The sequence below is a fragment of the Streptomyces deserti genome, from assembly GCF_054782695.1.
Map to the genome: position 1 here is coordinate 639,715 of NZ_BAAGRZ010000001.1, position 16,680 is coordinate 656,394.

Sequence of the window (16,680 nt, forward strand, 5' to 3'; positions counted from 1 at the left end):
ATTCACCACTGATTGGAAGGCACGACCATGGCGGGACCCGTCCTGGAAATGCGCTCGATCGTCAAGACCTTTCCCGGCGTCAAGGCGCTGTCGGACGTCACACTGACCGTCCAGCAGGGCGAGGTCCACGCCATCTGCGGGGAGAACGGCGCCGGCAAGTCGACCTTGATGAAGGTCCTCTCCGGCGTCCACCCGCACGGCACGTACGAGGGCGAGATCCTCTTCGAGTCAGAGGTCTGCCAGTTCAAGGACATCCGGGCCAGCGAAGAGCGCGGCATCGTGATCATCCACCAGGAACTGGCCCTGATTCCGTACCTCTCCATCGCGGAGAACATCTTCCTCGGCAACGAGCACGCCACCCGCGGAATCATCAGCTGGACCGACACGCTCAAGCACGCCACCGAGCTGCTGCGCCGGGTCGGGCTGACCGACCACCCGGACACCCGGGTCGCCGACATCGGCGTGGGCAAGCAGCAGCTCGTGGAGATCGCGAAGGCCCTGTCGAAGAAGGTGAAGCTGCTCATCCTGGATGAGCCGACCGCCGCGCTGAACGACGAGGACAGCGGCAAGCTGCTGGACCTGATCCTGGACCTGAAGAAGCAGGGCATCACCTCGATCATCATCTCGCACAAGCTCAACGAGATCCGCAAGGTCGCCGACTCGGTGACGATCCTGCGGGACGGCCGCACCATCGAGACGCTGGACGTGAAGGCCCCGGAGACCACCGAGGACCGGATCATCAGCGGCATGGTCGGCCGCGACCTGGAGAACCGCTTCCCGGAGCGGACGCCGCACCAGCCGGAGGAGGGCGCGGCACCGGCCCTGGAGATCCGCAACTGGACCGTGCACCACCCGATCGACCAGCAGCGCAAGGTCGTCGACGACGTGTCCATCCACGTGCGGCGCGGCGAGATCGTCGGTATCGCGGGCCTCATGGGCGCCGGCCGCACCGAACTGGCGATGAGCGTCTTCGGGCGGACGTACGGCCGGTACGCGGGCGGCACGGTCCTGAAGGACGGCAAGGAGATCCGTACGAAGTCCGTCCCGGAGGCGGTCAAGCACGGCATCGCGTACGTCACCGAGGACCGCAAGCACTACGGCCTCAACCTCATCGACACCATCAACCGGAACATCTCGCTGACCGCCCTGAAGAAGGTCGCCAAGCGGGGTGTGGTCGACGAGCACGAGGAGCGGCAGGTCGCCGAGGGCTTCCGCAAGTCCATGAACATCAAGGCGCCCACCGTCTTCGAGCCGGTGGGCAAGCTGTCCGGCGGCAACCAGCAGAAGGTCGTCCTCAGCAAGTGGATCTTCTCGGGTCCGGACGTGCTGATCCTGGACGAGCCGACGCGCGGTATCGACGTCGGTGCCAAGTACGAGATCTACACGGTCATCGACCAGCTGGCCGCCCAGGGCAAGGCGGTCGTCTTCATCTCCTCCGAGCTGCCCGAGCTGCTCGGCATGTGCGACCGCATCTACACGATGGCCGCGGGGCGGCTGACCGGTGAGTTCTCACGGGCCGAGGCCTCACAGGAATCGCTGATGCGTCAGATGACGAAGGACAAAGAGGTAACCCGATGAGCACGGATGTGACCGCCAAGACGCCGGCCCCCGCGCCGCCCGGCAAGGGAGGGGCGGCCACGGGCGGCGGCCTGCTGCAGCTGATGCTGGAGGGCATGCGCCGCAACATGCGGCAGTACGGCATGCTGATCGCGCTCGGCCTGATCGTGGCGCTGTTCGCCGTCTGGACCGACGGGGACCTGCTGCTGCCGCGCAACGTCTCCAACCTGGTGCTGCAGAACAGCTACATCCTGATCCTCGCGATCGGCATGATGCTGGTCATCATCGCGGGCCACATCGACCTGTCGGTCGGCTCGCTGACGGCGTTCGTCGGGTCGATGGCCGCCGTGTTCATGGTCAGGAACGACCTGCCGTGGCCCGTCGCGGTGATCCTGTGCCTGGCCGTGGGCGCGATCGCGGGCGCGGTCCAAGGGTTCTTCATCGCGTACGGCGGCATACCGTCGTTCATCGTGACCCTGGCGGGCATGCTGATCTTCCGCGGTCTGACCGAGATCTTCCTGGAGGGCCAGACCCTCGGCCCGTTCCCGGAGGGCCTGCAGAAGGTCGCCAACGGCTTCCTGCCCGAGGTCGGACCGAACACGAACTACCACAACCTCACCTTGTTGCTCGGGTTCGCCCTCATCGCGTTCGTGATCTTCCAGGAGGTCCGCGACCGCAAGCGGCAGCAGGAGTTCTCCCTGGAGGTCCTGCCCACCAAGCTGTTCCTGCTGAAGCTGGTCGCGATCGGCGCCGCCGTCCTCACGCTGACGCTGCTGCTGGCCAGCTACAAGGGCGCCCCGATCGTCCTGCTCATCCTCGGCGTGCTGCTCGTCGGCTTCGGCTATGTGATGCGCAACGCCATCATCGGCCGCCACATCTACGCGATCGGCGGCAACCTGCCCGCGGCCAAGCTGTCGGGTGTGAAGGACAAGAAGGTCACCTTCCTGGTCTTCCTGAACATGGGCATGCTCGCGGCCCTGGCGGGTCTGGTCTTCGCCGCCCGCTTCAACGCGGCCTCTCCCAAGGCCGGCCTCAACTTCGAGCTGGAGGCGATCGCGGCCTCGTTCATCGGCGGTGCGTCGATGAGCGGCGGTGTCGGGACCGTGCTCGGCGCGATCATCGGTGGCCTGGTCCTGGGCGTGCTGAACAACGGTATGAACCTCGTCGGCATCGGCACCGACTGGCAGCAGGTCATCAAGGGCATGGTGCTGCTGGCGGCGGTCGGGTTCGACGTGTGGAACAAGCGCAAGGTCGGTTCGTAATCCGGACCGGGCCCCGCCGGAAGGCGGGGCCCGGCTCCTTTCCCAGCAGTTTTCCGATGAAGCAGTTTCCCAATGAAGCGGAGCCGCACATGGAACTGAACAGACGCACGGTCATCGCGGGAGCCGCGGCGGCGGGCATAGCCGCCACCACGCTCGGCGGTACGGCGCATGCCACGGGAGGCAGGAAGCCGGTGAAGTCGCTCTTCGGCAAGCTCGCCGACGGCACCAAGATCTACAGCTGGTCGCTGGAGAACGGCGGCACCCGCCTGAAGGTCCTCTCCTACGGCGGCATCGTCCAGTCCCTGGAGATCCCCGACCGGCGCGGCCGGTACGCCAACGTCTCCGCGGGCTTCGACAACATCGACGACTACGTCGCCAAGAGCCCGTACTTCGGCGCGCTGATCGGCCGCTACGGCAACCGGATCGGCAAGGGCCGGTTCACCCTCGACGGCAAGAGCTACCAGCTCTCCGTCAACGACGGCGAGAACAGCCTGCACGGCGGCACCAAGGGCTTCGACAAGCGCGTCTGGGACATCGAGCCGTTCACCAAGGGCACCGACGTCGGTCTGTACCTGTACTACACGAGCGTCGACGGCGAGATGGGCTACCCGGGCACGCTCAAGACCAAGGTGACGTACACGCTCACCAAGCACGGCGACTGGCGCATCGACTACGAGGCCACCACCGACAAGGCCACCGTCGTCAACCTCACCAGCCACGTCTACTGGAACCTCGCCGGCGAGGGCAGCGGCACGATCGAGGACCACGAGCTGACGATCGCCGCCTCCCGCTACACGCCCACCGACGCGGGCCTCATCCCCACCGGGGAGCTCGCCAAGGTCGCCGGCACCCCCTTCGACTTCCGCAAGGCCAAGCCGATCGGCCGGGACATCCGCGCCGCCCACCCCCAGCTGGTCACCGCCAAGGGCTTCGACCACAACTGGGTCCTCGACAAGGGCATCACGGCCCGCCCCGAGCACGTCGCCACCCTGCGCGACCCCGCCTCCGGCCGCACGATGAAGATCGCCACGAACGAGCCGGGCCTGCAGTTCTACTCCGGCAACTTCCTCGACGGCACCCTGACCGGCCCGTCCGGCCGCACCTACCGCCAGGGCGACGCCCTGTGCCTGGAAACGCAGCACTTCCCGGACTCGCCGAACAAGCCGTCGTTCCCGTCGACGGTGCTGCGGCCGGGGCAGACGTACCGGACGACGACGATCCACTCGTTCGACTGCTGACGGATTCGTCATATGAGTTGAACGGTGGCACGCCGTGCTCCGTATCAAAGGGCGGCCCGCGCTCCCCCGCGCGGGCCGCCCTTAAACGTCGGGTCCTGAAAGTCCCCAACGGGCCCGCCCCATACGGAGGTTCCATGGCCGACAACGTCACGTCGCTGTTCCGCGGCACCGCGGCGCACAGCCCCTCCATGGCGGCGCTGACACGCGAAGGCGGCGACGGGGCCGGACCCGTGGACTTCTGCATCCCCTGCAACCCGTACTTCCCCACCCCCGCCATGTTCGACGAGATGGCGGGCAAGCTGCGCGACATCATCACGTACTACCCGTCCAGCGCCGACACGATCACGGCCGAGCTGTGCGGCCTGCTCCAGCTCCCGCCGCAGTGCGTGGCCATGGGCAACGGCTCCACGGAGCTGATCACCTGGATCGACCACCTCCTGGTCCGCGAGTCCCTCGCCGTCCCCGTCCCCACCTTCGGCCGCTGGACCGACCAGCCGATGGAGACCGGCAAGCGGGTCGACATGTTCCCGCTCCAGGAGTCCAGCGGCTTCGCCCTCGACCTCGCGCAGTACGCCGAATTCATACGGGCCAGAGGGACGCGGGTGGCGGTCATCTGCAACCCCAACAACCCCGACGGCGGCTTCCTGCACAAGCACGCGGTCGTCCAGTTCATGGACGCGATGGCCGACCTGGACCTGGTGATCATCGACGAGTCGTTCCTGGAGTTCGCCGACGCCGAGGCGGAGCCGAGCGTCGTCCAGGAAGCGATGCTGCGCCCGAACGTGATCGTGCTCCGCAGCCTCGGCAAGAACTTCGGCCTGCACGGCATCCGCTTCGGCTACCTGGTGGCGAATCCGGCCCTAGCGGGCCGCGTGCGCTCCATGCTCCCGAAGTGGAACCTCAACTCCTTCGCGGAACACGTCGTCTTCATGCTCAAGGAGCACGGCGCCGAGTACGCGCAGAGCCTCCAGCAGGTCCGCCGCGACCGCCTGGACATGGCGAGCCAGCTCTCCGCGCTGCCCGGCCTGACCGTCTACCCCTCCCAGGGCAACTTCCTCTTCGTGCGCCTCCCCGTGGGCGCCGAGGGCACCGTGGTCCGGGACCGGCTGCTCACCGAGCACCGGATCCTGGTCCGCGAGTGCGGCAACAAGATCGGTTCGTCCAGTCGCTTCCTGCGTCTCGTGGTGCGCCCCCAGGTGGACGTGCGTCGCCTGGTGTCCGGCCTGGAACAGGTGCTCTACGGGACGTCCAGGAGGGGAGCCGCCGTACCCGAGCTCGCTACAGGGACCAGCTACAGCTCGGGTACGGCGGCCGTGGACCGCCTGGTGAGCGAGACCAACGGGGCCGGCATGCGGGGCCTCGCCGCTCAGGCCGCCGCTGCCGGTGGCCCGGGCCTCGCCGCCGCCCCCGCCGCCGCCGGCACCGGCATGCCGCTCCCCGCCGCCGCGTCCGCCGCGGCCAGCGCTTCGGCGGGCCCGGGCGGCGGGATGCCGATGCCGGCGGCACCCCAACCGGTACCGCAGTCGGTACCGGTTGGGGTGCCGCAGCCGGTTCCGCAGTCGTTTCCGCAGTCGGTTCCTGAGTCGTTTCCGCAGTCGGTTCCTCAGCCGGCCCCGCAGCCGATGCCGGCACCAGCACCAGCACCGGCAGCGGCAGCGGCACCAGCACCGGCCCAGCCCCTCGCGCCCGCGGCCCAGGCGCCGATGCCCGCCCCGGTCCCGGCGGCCACCGGCCCCACCCCGCCCGGCGTCCCCGCCCGCGGCGGCCTCACCGCCGCCCAGGTCAGGGGCACGAACGGCCTCTCCCCGGCCCCGGCGACCGGCTGGCCCGGCCCACAGAGCTGGCCGAACGCGGCGGGGATGGGCCAGGCGGGCTGACCTCTCCGAGGCCTCACGCCGGAGTGAGCCTCCACTGCTGACAGGCGTTGTTCAGCCAGGTCCACTGGCGTACGTCGGCGGAGTCGGCCGTGGAGCAGTTGGCGACGTCGGCGACCTTTCCGGTGGCCTGGTTGACGATCCGCACGTAGCCGCCGTCGGTGGCCACGAACCGGAACCGCTGGCAGGTGTTGTTCAGCCAGGACCACTGCCGCAGGTCGGCCCCGTCGGCGGAGGAGCACTCGGCGGTGTCGAGCACCTTCCCGGTGGCGACGTTGACGAGCCGGTGGGTGTCGTCACCGAGATCCTCCAGCCGCCAGCGCTGGTTGGCGCCGCCGTTGCAGCCGTACTGCGCCACATTGGCGCCATCGGCCGCCGAACCCCCGGTCACCTCGAGGCACTTGCCGCTGTTGCGGTTGGTGAGCGTGTAGGTGGTGGAGGTGGCGGCCGGCTCCCCGGAGGGCCCGGCGAGGGCGGCGCCGAGCCGGACGGGCGTACCGAAGTTCGGCGTACCGTCGGAGTTCCAGGTGAACTTCTGCGCCCGGGTCGTACGCCCGTTGTCACACCCTTCGCTCGCGCTGTCGTTGGCGTGGTAGACGATCCAGTTCTCCTTGCCGTCCGGCGAGGTGAAGAAGCCGTTGTGCCCGGGCCCGTACACCCCGTTGGCGTCACTGCGCTGGAAGACGGGCGTGGACTTCTTCGTCCAGGACGACGCGGAGAGCGGATTGGACCCGGTGAGTTCGAGCTGGCCGAGCTTGTAGTCCGGGGTCCAGCACCCGCTCGCGGAGTAGATCAGGAAGGTCCGGCCGCCCCGCTGGAGGATCTCCGCCCCCTCGTTGACGGTCCCGCCCTGCCGCTCCCAGTCGTACGTCGGTGTCGAGATCGTCGAGTAGGACCCGCTGACGGTGTACGGGTTGGACATCGGCGCGATGACGAGGTTCTGCGTCCCGTTGGTGATGGCGCTGCCCAGCATGTACAGCCGCCCGCCCACGTTCAGCACGCTCGGGTCCAGCATCCAGACACTGCTGAGCTGCCCCTTGTAGGTGTACGGCCCCATGGGGTCGGACCCCGCGCTCTCCAGCACATGGCTGCGCTGCGTCGGGTTGTAGTCGGACACGTTCTGCCCGGCGACGTAGTACAGGTACCAGCGCCCGTTGAGGTAGTGCAGCTCCGGCGCCCAGATGTTGCAGCACCGTGAGGCCGCGTCGCCCTTCCACACCTGGACACTGGGTGCTGTGGAGAGCCCGGCCAGCGTGGCCGACTTGCGGATGGTGATGACGTCGGTCCAACTCGTCGTCACCAGGTAGTAGTTGCCGTCGTGGTACGAGATCCAGGGGTCGGCGCCCTTGACGGCCTTGACGGGGTTGGTGAACGAGGCCGCGCTGGCGGACGGCTGCCCGAGGGTGAGGGCGAGCAGCAGGGCCGCCAGCAGGGTCAGTAGGCGACGGGCCATCCGCTGCTCCAGTTCAGAAGGTTGATGCCCAGCTTGGGCGTGCCGTTGTCGTTGCCGTCGTAGTAGTGGTAGACGATCAGGTCCCCGTCGGAGTCCTTCATGATCGACTGCCCGCCCGGGCCGATGACGCTGCCGTGCGACTCGAGGACGGGGGTGCCGCCGTTGTTCCTCATGTCGACGCCGTTCTTGTCGCGGTACGGCCCGGTGACGCTGGTGGCGCGACCGACCTTGACCTTGTACGTGGAGCTGGTGCCGTTGCAGCAGGTGTCGTAAGAGGCGAAGAGGTAGTAGTACCCGTTGCGCTTGACGACGAAGGGCGCTTCGACGGCCTTGGTCCCGGTCGGGCGGGAGGCGAGCGAGTACCGGGTGGTGTTGGAGGAGAGCTGCTTCCCGGTGGCGGGATTGATCTGGATCATCTTGATCCCGGTCCACCAACTCCCGAAGGACAGCCACCACTTGCCGTCGTCGTCCACGAAGAGGTTCGGGTCGATGGCGTTGTAGTCGCTGGAGGAGCTGGAGGTGTAGACGGTCCCCTGGTCGGTCCAGCTGCCCGGTTGCCCGGTGCTGGACGTCGCGAGCCCGATGGCGGACGTGTTCGACCCGAACTTCGAGACGGAGTAGTACATCAGGTACTTGCCGCCGTGGTACGAGATGTCGGGCGCCCAGGCCTCCGGGACGGAGGAGTAGTTCCGCCACCAGCTGGGCCTGCTGGAGAAGGCGTCGCTGCCGTTTCTGAAGGCGGTGCGGTCGGACGAGGACTTGTTGGCGATGCCGCCGCCGGTGGCGTACAGCAGGTACTGCCCGGAGGAGGTGCGGATCATCGTCGGGTCGTGGGTGACGATGTCGCCGGTGACGCGGCCGGGGTTGGGGTACGCCGAGGCCGTGGTGGGGATGAGGGCGAGAACGGCGGCGGTGGGGAGGGCGAGGAGGGTGGTCCTGGCGCGTGTGGCGCGTGTGGTGTGGGACATGCGGCTCATGCGGGTTCTCCTTGCGGTGGGGGATGTTCGCCGTGCGACATTTCGAACGACGCTCGCAAGTTCGAACGGACCGTAGAATCGAACCACTTGCGCGTCAATGGTTTGCGCAGGAGTTCATCGGCTCACCCTTGACAGCCACCTCGGCACGTCGATCTCGGCACGGACGGTCTTGCGGGGCGGTTCACGGTCCAGCACCTCCCAGCGGTCGGCGAGCGCGTCGACGATGACGAGACCTCGGCCGTGTTCGTCGAGGGCCTGCGGGGGCCGTACGTCACCGGGGGCCGGCGGGCGGAGGTCGGCGCGGGTGTCGGTCACCTCGATACGGACGCCGCCGACGACGAGGGAGAGCCGGAGCTCGAAGTCCCGTCCGGGCACGCGCCCGTGGGTCACGGCGTTGGCGGCGAGCTCGGCGACGACCGCCTCGACTCGGCCGGAGACGTCGGTGCCGTGCGGGATGCCCCAGGTGTGCAGCTGGGTGAGGGCGAGACGCCGGGCGAGGCGGGCGCCGCGTGGGGTGGCGCTGAGGCGCTGGGCGAATATACGTACAGTGACCGGGGTTTGGCGGTCGGGCGGTGCTGTCATGCGCCCAATGTGGCGGGTGAGTACGGCACTTCTCCAGGTCGGCGGCGCGTACGCTGCGGCAGCGTACGCGGTCACAGACTGGACAGTACTGGTGACGACCCGTGACCATGCCGTGGGGAGGTGACCGACAGTGGTCGATGGCGTGACGGGAACGGGTGGCGAGCCGGAGTCGTCGGACAGTCTGCGGACGTTCGGGGCGGTGGTCCAGGGGCTGCGCGAACATGCCGGGCTGAGCAGGGAGGAGTTCGGGGAGCTGGTCCGGTTCTCCAAACACACGGTTGCGTCGGTGGAGTTGGGGCGGCGGATGCCGGATCCGACGTTCGTGACGCGGGCGGAGGAGGCACTGGGGATGACCGGTGTCCTCCAGAAGGCGGCTGGGCGCCTGGAGCGGCAGACGGGGCTGGCGGCTTGGTTCCGGCGGTGGGCTCGTCTGGAGGCGCTGGCCATCACGCTGTACACGTACGAGTGCCGCCTGGTTCCGGGGTTGTTGCAGACGGAGGCGTACGCGCGGACGCTGTTCACGAACCAGCTGCCGCCGCTGGACGACGCGCAGATCGAGGCGCAGTGGGAGGCACGGGCGGAACGGCAACGGCTGTTGAGGGAGCGGCCGAACACGGCTTTCAGCTTCCTCCTGGAGGAGCACGTGTTCCGGCGGCGCACGGGTGGGCTGGAGGTCACGCGGGAGCTCATCGATCACGTGCTGGAGATCGCAAAGTTGCGTAACGTCGAGATCCAGATCATGCCGACTGTGCAGGAGACACATGCGGGGCTCGACGGGCCGATGCAGTTGCTGGAGACGCCGGAGAACCAGTGGTTCGCCTACTGCGAGGGGCAGGAAAGCGGTCAGTTCATCACTGACCGGAAGGTAGTCAGCATGCTCCAGATGAGGTATGCCAGGATGCGGTCACAGGCTCTCACCATCAATGACTCACTGAGCCTGTTGCAGCGGATGCGAGGAGACCTATGAGCATCACTGAACTGGCCTGGTTCAAGAGCAGCTACAGCAGCGGCGGCTCCGGCGACTGCGTAGAGGTCGCCCTCGCCCCTGCCACCATCCACGTCCGCGACTCCAAGGACAAGCAGGGCCCGAAGCTCACCCTCTCCCCCACCGCCTGGGCCGACTTCCTCACGCACGTCGCGAAGTAAGCTCGCTTTGAACGGGGCGCGATACGGAAGGTCGCACGTGGTGACGCTACTGGCGGTCGCTCCTCTCCGCCTCTGACGCGACGGCCGTCGCTGGGAAGACGCGGCGGACCTCCGCGAAGAGGTGGGGGCAGTCGGTTTCATAGGTGACCGCCGCGGCGAGGAGGGCGTCCAGCGCCGCCTTGAGGGGGTGGGGGGCGGCAGCGTCGAAGAGAGCGGCGAAGGCGGCGGCCTGGGGCAAGCCGGGGGTTCCGTCGTGGCACCGTGGAACGCGTGCGTCGGACAGTGCGGCGTCCCGCAGCCGTCGTGGGTCGTCCAGCGGCGGCGAGTAGGGCTCGCCCCGGTCGAGCTCCACCAGGCCACGCGCCACCCAGTCGATTTCGCTGAGCCCTGCTCTCGCACAGGCGCGGTGCGCTGCCCAGCGGGCGAGCGCGCGCTGTTCCTCGGGGCCTGCGGCGTCGATCGCGTGCACGAGTGCGGCATCAAGGCCCAGGAGACCCTTCGGACAGCCCTGGACCCTCCGCAGCTTGTCCCGGACATCCCGCAGCCGGTCGCTGGGCAGGCGCCCGCCCCACGCGTCCATCTCCCGTTGCAGCTTGGTGCGCTCCTCCGCCTCGCGGGCCTGGCGCTCGGCCTCGGCTCGCTCCTCGGGGGTGGGGCCCGGGGGCTGCTTGCGCGCGAACTCGTGCCAATACGCGGCGGCTTGGCTGGTCTCCTTGACCACGCGGTCCGGGGCCGGCGGGCTCGGCCAGAATCGCAGCAGATACTCATCCAGCACGGGTCCGCCCGCGTCGCGTACGGCGTTGTGCGCCTCGTCCATGCCCCGGCAGTGGTACCGGACCCGGTACGAGGTCTCGGAGAGGGGGAGCGGATACCGGCCGCCGTCCCACTCCACGAGCTCGATCTCGTCCGATTCGGGCCGGAACGACACCTCGACGATGTCCTCCCAGCCGTCGGCGTCCAGGGGCGGCTCCGTCCCGTGCAGCTCGACGGTGAACGGGACGGAGCCGGTGTGCATTCCGGTCAGCAGGAAGAGCCCGCCTGGCACCGCCCCGCCGCACAGCCCGGCCCGCTGCCCGGCGAAAGAGTCTTCGAGGGAGTGGCTGTCGTCGCTGCAGACATAGATCTGCCCGTAGGCCACGCGCACTTCGCCGCTGAAGAGTGTTCGCATAGATCAAGCGTGGCGCACGGGTCTGACAATGAGCGGTTTCCGACCTGGTGTGCGGGCTGAACAGTTGGCCTGCAAGATGGGCTGATCGGGATCATCCTCGCGGTCATCGGTTGCATGCTGACGCACGAGCCTGCGAGGACCCCGGTTGCGTCGGAGACGCCCGGGGTCTTGTGCTGTCGGCCGGGGTGGCGGGCATGGCCGGGAGGGACGGGGCGACGAGCGCGAGATCCCCGCTCATGTCGCCCCCTGCGCCAGGTCGGCGGAGTCTGACTCAGCCCGACGAGGGCGCCTGCTCCAGCAGTTCGGCCGGCAGCGCACGGCCGGCGCCGATCACCTCGATTCCCAGCAGCCGCCCGGACGCGTCGACGTCGAGGAGCACCTCGGCGTCCACCCCGATCCCGTCGACGGGGATCTGCCGGACGGCGGCGCCGTCCGCGATGTGAGCGACCAGAGAGATGTACGCGCTGTCGTTCTCGCGGTCGTACTCGATGTGCATGCTTCGCCTTTCGGGGACGGACTCAGTTACGGCCGACGGACACGACGTTCCCGGCCTTGTTGATCACGACCCAGATCTTGCCGGTGGTGTACTTCCAGGTGCCCGGCGACTTGCCCTTGGTCTTCTTGCCCGTCTTCACCGTACGCGCGACCATCTCCTCGCTGATCCCGCGCTGGGCCATGCGCTGGGCCGCGTGCCGGGAGATGCTCTTGACGCCCTGGGAGAGCAGGAGCCGCCCGGCCACGATCGCGATAGGGATGAACCACGCCGGGTCCGCCACCACGGGGAAGGCCGTATTCGGCCCGGGCCGCACGCTCTGGACGAGAGCGCCGTCCTCGATCCGGTACTCGGTGGGAACGGCCTCGCCGCGAGAGTCCTTCGCCCAGGGCGCGTCGAACGTGCCGAGGTAATCCTCGCCCCGGCTGACCAGGATGGAGCCGTCCTCAAGACGTTCGGTGGTCGCGTCCGCAGGAAGGCCGAGCGGAAACCGGTACTCGGTCGGGGCGTCGGCGTCCTTGAGCGTGATCAGCGTGCGCACCCCGTCCTGGTTGGGCTGGACCGCCAGATCGATGTCCTCGCCCGCGCCGGGGTAGACGACCGTGCCCTTGGCGCTGACGGCGGCCTGGGAGTCGGCGCTGCCGGGCAGCGTCAGGCGCAGGACGTCGGTGCCATAGGCGAACTCCACGGTTCCGTCGGCGGCCGCGGGCGTGGTGATGCGCGCGGCGGACGTCTCCAGAGTCACCTCCGCACGGGTGGCTCCACCGCCGAGCGGAGTGCCGGGGACGAGGTCGGCCGTTCCCGTGACGCGCTCGACCGTCTCGGCCGCTCGCACGGCCGGGGAAGAGGGGGCATCGGCGCCACCGGTCGCGGCGTACGCGCCCGTGGCGGTCAGCAGTACCGCTCCGGCGGTGCAGCACGCCACCAGTGCGGTGGTGCGTCGGCGGCGGGCGGGGCGGTGCTGAATGTGGTGCATATGCGTCCTTGCTGGAAGCCCGTCGACGGGCGTGTGGTGATCGGCGACCCCACGGATGGTGGCAGCGGGGCACCGGCCGGGAACATCCGTCCGAGGCCGGGATGTGGCCCCGCCGACCGGCGGGGGTCGGGGGCCGGTCGGCGGGCGGTCACCGGACGGGGTGCTCGGCCGAGTCCGGGACGTGCCGCCGTGTGGCAGGTGGCACATGGCTGCCGGGCAACGCCTCGCGAGGGACGACCGTCGTACCGAGTGGTGACCGTGGTGCCGCACGGTCCGGGAGCCGGTGGCCGAGCCAGGGCGACGGTGTGCACTGGGCGGGAGCCGGCGCAGTGACAGGTAGGGGGAAGCGGAAGTGATACGGGTCGCGGTGGTGGACGACGAGCCTCTGGTCCGCGCCGGGCTACGAGTGATCCTCGATTCGGCGGAGGACATCACCGTGGTCGCCGACTGCAGTGGAGTGAGCGCCGTGGAGGCCGTGCGGGGCGGGCGCGTGGACATCCTGCTGCTCGACATCCGGATGCCGGGCGTGGACGGGCCGTCCGTGCTGCGCCAGGTCGTCGGGCTGCCGGAGGCCCCTGCGGTGGCGATGCTGACCACCTTCGACGCCCGTGAGCACGTGGACGAGGCACTGCGGCTGGGAGCGGCCGGGTTCCTGATGAAGAACATCGCGCCCGAGCAGCTGATCCACGCTGTGCGGTCCCTCGCCGCCGGCCGCAGGGTGCTGGCGCCTGAGGCGGCGGGGCAGGTGATCGACGGGTACCTGCTCTCTGGTCGTGCCGAGGAGGCCGAACGGCGGGTCCGGCTGCTCAGCGAGCGTGAACGCCAGGTGCTGGCGCTGGTGGGCGCGGGACTGAGCAATCGTGCCATCGCGGGCCGGCTGCATCTGGCGCACAGCACGGTCAAGGATCACGTGAGCGCGCTGCTGGCCAAGCTGGGTGGTGTCAACCGCGTCCAGGCGGCCGTGCTCGCCGACCGGGCGAACCTGATCGATGCGGCGGCGGGCCGGCGATGAGCGGACCGATGCCGTGCGGGCCGCTGTCGGGCGGGGCCGCTTCGCCCGCAGGAGGGGACAGCCGGGGGGCGGCGGTCACGGTGGTCCCGGTTGCCCCGCCGCAGGAACCGCGGGCCGCCGGTGCGGTACGGCGGATGGCCTCCCGGGCGCTACCGGTCGTGGTCGCCCTCGTCGACGGGCTGGTGGTCAACGGTCTGTCCGCCGGTCATGGGACAGGGCTCTGGGTGATCGCCGCCGGTGCGCTGTTGCTGCGGCACCGGGCTCCTGAGGTCGCGGTGCTGGCCGGGCTGCCGGGGCTGTACCTCGGGCACATCGCCTTCGCTCCGCTGATCGCGTTGTACTGCGTCGCCGTCCGGCGCCGCAGTCTCCTCGCCTGCTCGGCGGGCGCGGCAGTGGTCGCGGCCGCGTCGTTCCTGCCCCACCCGCTGAACGGCGTCTCCTCCCTCGCGTTCGACCGGGAGACCGTGCTGCTGGCTCTGGACTGCTGCGGACTGGCGGCGGGCGTGGTCGTACTCGGCCGGTCGGTACGGTCACGGCAGGAGCGCCTGCGGGAGGCAACAGCCCGGCAGGCTTGGGAGAACGAGGTCCTCACCGAGCGGGTTCTGACCACCGAACGCAATCGACTGGCTCGGGAGATGCACGACGTGGTGGCTCACAAGGTGAGCCTGATCAGCCTTCAGGCAGGTGCGCTGCAGGTCGGCCGGCCGGGGGACGCGGACGTGCGGACGACGGCCCGGTGGATCCACGAGCTGTCGGCACAGACGCTCACCGAACTGCGGCACATGGTGGGCGTGTTGCGCACGGCGGGCGGCACGGTCGGTGAGATCGGCCCACCGGTCGGCCTGGCCGACATCCCGGGCCTGGTCCGTGACAGCGGCATCACGGTGGATCTCGACGTCTCCTCTCCGCCGCACCGGCTGCCCGAAGCGGTCGAACGTGCCGCGTACCGCACGGTCCAGGAGGCATTGACCAACGTCCGCAAGCACGCCCCCGGTTCCCGAGTGCGGGTCCGGATCCGCTGCGCCGCCGGCCTGCGAGTCGAGGTGCACAACACCGCCCCGGGGCAGGTCGTCCCACCGCCGGACCTCCCCGGGGGCGGGCACGGCCTGGTGGGGCTGCGGGAACGGGCTCACCTCCTGGGCGGCGAGTTCCGCGCCGGGCCGACCACGGACGGCGGGTTCATCGTGCGGGCGCGCTTCCCCGTGGGATGGGCGACCTCGGACGCACCACTGTCCGGGCCGGACAGCGACTACGAGCGTTGTTGACCGGTGGATCGTGTCAGCGATGGTCAGGCCGAGGCCGGTGCCGGGATGGCCTGGGCGGTGGCGTTGGAGCCGGCCCGGCCGGTCCGCCCACGGTCGTCGGCGGGGGTGGCTGGCAGGCGATCAAGGCGATCTCCGGCCGCCGTTTCGTCGCCTACCTCGGTGAGCAGTGCGCCGAGCGCGAGAAGGGCGTCGCGCCGTCGACGCTCGCGGCGAACCCGGGGTCGGCGTTCGGTCACGGGCGTGCCCCCGACGGCTTGCGGAACTGCTCGATCAGCGCCGCGTAGCCGTCGCCGCCGTGCCCCTCGGCCGTGGCCCGGTCGGCGAGGGCCTTGACGAATCTCGGGAGGTCGGCGTTGACGCCGAGGAGTTCGGTCTCGTGGACCAGGTGCTCCATGGCGGCCCGGTGGGTGTCGAGGGTGGCGTCGAGGGCCGGGTACGTGCCGTCGTCGATCTGCCGGCCGTATCCGGAGAACCAGTCGGTCACCATCCGGGTGGCCCTGGTCGCGACGGGGGCGAACGCCGCGGCGTCCACGCCCGCCGTGCCGACCAGGGCGGCGCCCTGCAGGAAGCCGTTCAGGACGCTCCACATCAGGCCCGTGACGGCCGTCTCGTGGAGGGACGACAGGCCGTGGTCGTCGCCGAGGTGCAGCGTCTCGGTGGCGAGGCTGCGCAGGGCCGGCTCGTGCAGGTCGAAGGCCGGGCGCGGCCCGCTGTAGACGAGGACGGCGTCCGCCGTGCCGATGGCCTGGGGGACGGCCATGATCGCGCCGTCCAGGTAGGCGGCGCCCTGCCGTGCCGCCCACGCGCCGGTCTCACGGGCCGCCCGGGACGTGCCCGAGGTCAGGTTCACCAGGGCCCGGCCTTCGAGGACCTCGCCCAGCGGGTCGAGGAGGTCGTGCACGGCTTCGTAGTCCGAGACGCAGACGACCACGAGCGGGGCGGCCGCGACGGCCTCGCCGGCCGAGTCGGCGAGCCGCGCGCCCTGGGCGACGAGCGGGCCGGCCTTCGCGGCCGTGCGGTTCCACACGGTGGTCGGGTGGCCCTGGCGCAGGAACGCACCGGCCAGCGCCTGGCCCATCAGGCCCAGGCCCAGGACCGTCACGGGGGTGTGGCTGGTTTCGGGACTCTTCATCGTGCGCTCCGTTCAAGCGGGTTGCAGCCGTGGAAGAATCCTCAACGTTCACATCGGTATGAAGGTCAAGAGGTCGCGAGGGCCAAGAGGGCCAAGAGGGTCAACAGGCCAGGGAGAAGTGGGCGTGCTGATCGGGGAGTTGAGCCGGCGAACCGGCGTTCGTGCGCATCAGCTGCGCTACTACGAGGCGCAGGGGCTGCTGGAGCCGCGCCGCAGCGCCGGTGACTACCGCGAGTACGCCGAGGACGCCGTCGTGACCGTGGGCCAGATCAGGCGGCTGCTCGCAGCCGGACTGTCGACGCAGGACATCGCGTTCCTGCTGCCCTGCGCCACCGGCACGGCGCCCGAGCTGGAGCCCTGCCCCGAACTCCTGGACGGCCTCCGCGCCCGCCTGCGCGAGCTCGACGAGCACATCGCCACCCTCGCCCGCTCCCGTCAGGCCCTCCAGGACTACGTCGACGCCACCGAGGCGCGCGGGGCCGGTGCACTGCCCCGGACACGGCCCGCCCGCACGTGACGTCCGTGCGGACGGGCCGCGCCCGGTC

General features: G+C 69.8%; 16 protein-coding genes. 9 read left to right on the plus strand and 7 right to left on the minus strand.

Annotated elements, in window-relative coordinates; translation table 11 throughout:
* Nucleotides 1-27: 27 nt before the first annotated feature.
* The 4 genes from mmsA (at nt 28) to ACYVMZ_RS02910 (ending at nt 5,934) form a co-directional block, all read left to right on the plus strand.
* Nucleotides 28-1,578, plus strand: a complete 1,551-nt coding sequence (gene mmsA, locus ACYVMZ_RS02895) for a multiple monosaccharide ABC transporter ATP-binding protein (protein ID WP_461075055.1) — start codon at nt 28-30, stop codon at nt 1,576-1,578.
* Nucleotides 1,575-2,819 carry a multiple monosaccharide ABC transporter permease gene (gene mmsB / locus ACYVMZ_RS02900; RefSeq protein WP_461075057.1) on the plus strand — a complete coding sequence of 415 codons (1,245 nt, stop codon included), beginning with the start codon at nt 1,575-1,577 and terminating at the stop codon, nt 2,817-2,819. The genes mmsA and mmsB overlap by 4 nt, the downstream gene beginning before the upstream one ends.
* Nucleotides 2,820-2,908: 89 nt before the next feature.
* Nucleotides 2,909-4,057: an aldose epimerase family protein gene (locus ACYVMZ_RS02905; RefSeq protein ID WP_461075059.1), complete on the plus strand. Its 1,149-nt coding sequence runs from the start codon at nt 2,909-2,911 to the stop codon at nt 4,055-4,057.
* Nucleotides 4,058-4,191: 134 nt separating this feature from the next.
* A complete protein-coding gene (locus tag ACYVMZ_RS02910) occupies nt 4,192-5,934 on the plus strand; it encodes a pyridoxal phosphate-dependent aminotransferase (RefSeq protein WP_461075061.1) in 1,743 nt (580 codons plus the stop codon).
* A 13-nt stretch (nt 5,935-5,947) separates the two neighbouring features.
* Here ACYVMZ_RS02910 and ACYVMZ_RS02915 read toward each other — a convergent pair whose 3' ends face one another.
* From ACYVMZ_RS02915 to ACYVMZ_RS02925, 3 genes are all read right to left on the minus strand, one after another.
* Nucleotides 5,948-7,384, minus strand: coding sequence for a family 43 glycosylhydrolase (locus ACYVMZ_RS02915; protein WP_461075063.1), 1,437 nt, complete (start codon nt 7,382-7,384; stop codon nt 5,948-5,950).
* Nucleotides 7,366-8,352: an arabinan endo-1,5-alpha-L-arabinosidase gene (locus ACYVMZ_RS02920; protein ID WP_461076311.1), complete on the minus strand. Its 987-nt coding sequence runs from the start codon at nt 8,350-8,352 to the stop codon at nt 7,366-7,368. The genes ACYVMZ_RS02915 and ACYVMZ_RS02920 overlap by 19 nt, the downstream gene beginning before the upstream one ends.
* Nucleotides 8,353-8,475: 123 nt before the next feature.
* Nucleotides 8,476-8,943: an ATP-binding protein gene (locus ACYVMZ_RS02925; protein WP_461075065.1), complete on the minus strand. Its 468-nt coding sequence runs from the start codon at nt 8,941-8,943 to the stop codon at nt 8,476-8,478.
* Between the two features lie 130 nt (nt 8,944-9,073).
* On the opposite strand from ACYVMZ_RS02925, the gene ACYVMZ_RS02930 reads away from it, so the two are divergent.
* Both ACYVMZ_RS02930 and ACYVMZ_RS02935 read left to right on the plus strand, forming a co-directional pair.
* Nucleotides 9,074-9,910, plus strand: coding sequence for a helix-turn-helix domain-containing protein (locus ACYVMZ_RS02930; protein WP_461075067.1), 837 nt, complete (start codon nt 9,074-9,076; stop codon nt 9,908-9,910).
* Nucleotides 9,907-10,089, plus strand: a complete 183-nt coding sequence (locus ACYVMZ_RS02935) for a DUF397 domain-containing protein (protein WP_461075069.1) — start codon at nt 9,907-9,909, stop codon at nt 10,087-10,089. Before ACYVMZ_RS02930 ends, ACYVMZ_RS02935 begins: the two co-directional genes overlap by 4 nt.
* Nucleotides 10,090-10,135: 46 nt before the next feature.
* On the opposite strand, the gene ACYVMZ_RS02940 is transcribed toward ACYVMZ_RS02935, so the two are convergent.
* The 3 genes from ACYVMZ_RS02940 to ACYVMZ_RS02950 all read right to left on the minus strand — a co-directional run bounded on the left by ACYVMZ_RS02940 (nt 10,136) and on the right by ACYVMZ_RS02950 (nt 12,726).
* Nucleotides 10,136-11,257: a hypothetical protein gene (locus ACYVMZ_RS02940; RefSeq protein WP_461075071.1), complete on the minus strand. Its 1,122-nt coding sequence runs from the start codon at nt 11,255-11,257 to the stop codon at nt 10,136-10,138.
* A gap of 271 nt (nt 11,258-11,528) precedes the next feature.
* Nucleotides 11,529-11,753 (minus strand): DUF2283 domain-containing protein, encoded by a 225-nt coding sequence (locus tag ACYVMZ_RS02945; RefSeq protein WP_461075073.1) that lies wholly within the window; start codon nt 11,751-11,753, stop codon nt 11,529-11,531.
* A 22-nt stretch (nt 11,754-11,775) separates the two neighbouring features.
* Nucleotides 11,776-12,726, minus strand: a complete 951-nt coding sequence (locus ACYVMZ_RS02950) for a DUF4258 domain-containing protein (protein WP_461075075.1) — start codon at nt 12,724-12,726, stop codon at nt 11,776-11,778.
* Nucleotides 12,727-13,078: 352 nt separating this feature from the next.
* On the opposite strand from ACYVMZ_RS02950, the gene ACYVMZ_RS02955 reads away from it, so the two are divergent.
* Both ACYVMZ_RS02955 and ACYVMZ_RS02960 read left to right on the plus strand, forming a co-directional pair.
* The gene (locus ACYVMZ_RS02955) at nt 13,079-13,738 is read left to right on the plus strand and encodes a response regulator (protein WP_461075077.1); all 660 of its coding nucleotides are present in this window, start codon (nt 13,079-13,081) and stop codon (nt 13,736-13,738) included.
* A 134-nt stretch (nt 13,739-13,872) separates the two neighbouring features.
* Nucleotides 13,873-15,003 (plus strand): sensor histidine kinase, encoded by a 1,131-nt coding sequence (locus ACYVMZ_RS02960; protein ID WP_461075079.1) that lies wholly within the window; start codon nt 13,873-13,875, stop codon nt 15,001-15,003.
* 232 nt (nt 15,004-15,235) lie between these two features.
* Here the strand turns inward: ACYVMZ_RS02960 and ACYVMZ_RS02965 are convergent, their stop codons facing one another.
* Complete coding sequence (locus ACYVMZ_RS02965) at nt 15,236-16,135, minus strand: NAD(P)-dependent oxidoreductase (protein ID WP_461075081.1); 900 nt, start codon at nt 16,133-16,135, stop codon at nt 15,236-15,238.
* A gap of 124 nt (nt 16,136-16,259) precedes the next feature.
* On the opposite strand from ACYVMZ_RS02965, the gene ACYVMZ_RS02970 reads away from it, so the two are divergent.
* Entirely contained in the window at nt 16,260-16,652 is a 393-nt protein-coding gene (locus tag ACYVMZ_RS02970; RefSeq protein ID WP_461076313.1) for a MerR family transcriptional regulator, read from the plus strand.
* Nucleotides 16,653-16,680 lie beyond the last annotated feature (28 nt).

Excerpts from the sequence above, each read along its gene's own strand:
- mmsA (WP_461075055.1), top strand. The coding sequence starts at position 28 with ATGGCGGGACCCGTCCTGGAAATGCGCTCGATCGTCAAGACCTTTCCC.
- mmsB (WP_461075057.1), top strand. The coding sequence starts at position 1,575 with ATGAGCACGGATGTGACCGCCAAGACGCCGGCCCCCGCGCCGCCCGGC.
- ACYVMZ_RS02905 (WP_461075059.1), top strand. The coding sequence starts at position 2,909 with ATGGAACTGAACAGACGCACGGTCATCGCGGGAGCCGCGGCGGCGGGC.
- ACYVMZ_RS02910 (WP_461075061.1), top strand. The coding sequence starts at position 4,192 with ATGGCCGACAACGTCACGTCGCTGTTCCGCGGCACCGCGGCGCACAGC.
- ACYVMZ_RS02915 (WP_461075063.1), bottom strand. The coding sequence starts at position 7,384 with ATGGCCCGTCGCCTACTGACCCTGCTGGCGGCCCTGCTGCTCGCCCTC.
- ACYVMZ_RS02920 (WP_461076311.1), bottom strand. The coding sequence starts at position 8,352 with ATGTCCCACACCACACGCGCCACACGCGCCAGGACCACCCTCCTCGCC.
- ACYVMZ_RS02925 (WP_461075065.1), bottom strand. The coding sequence starts at position 8,943 with ATGACAGCACCGCCCGACCGCCAAACCCCGGTCACTGTACGTATATTC.
- ACYVMZ_RS02935 (WP_461075069.1), top strand. The coding sequence starts at position 9,907 with ATGAGCATCACTGAACTGGCCTGGTTCAAGAGCAGCTACAGCAGCGGC.
- ACYVMZ_RS02940 (WP_461075071.1), bottom strand. The coding sequence starts at position 11,257 with ATGCGAACACTCTTCAGCGGCGAAGTGCGCGTGGCCTACGGGCAGATC.
- ACYVMZ_RS02945 (WP_461075073.1), bottom strand. The coding sequence starts at position 11,753 with ATGCACATCGAGTACGACCGCGAGAACGACAGCGCGTACATCTCTCTG.
- ACYVMZ_RS02950 (WP_461075075.1), bottom strand. The coding sequence starts at position 12,726 with ATGCACCACATTCAGCACCGCCCCGCCCGCCGCCGACGCACCACCGCA.
- ACYVMZ_RS02960 (WP_461075079.1), top strand. The coding sequence starts at position 13,873 with ATGGCCTCCCGGGCGCTACCGGTCGTGGTCGCCCTCGTCGACGGGCTG.
- ACYVMZ_RS02965 (WP_461075081.1), bottom strand. The coding sequence starts at position 16,135 with ATGAAGAGTCCCGAAACCAGCCACACCCCCGTGACGGTCCTGGGCCTG.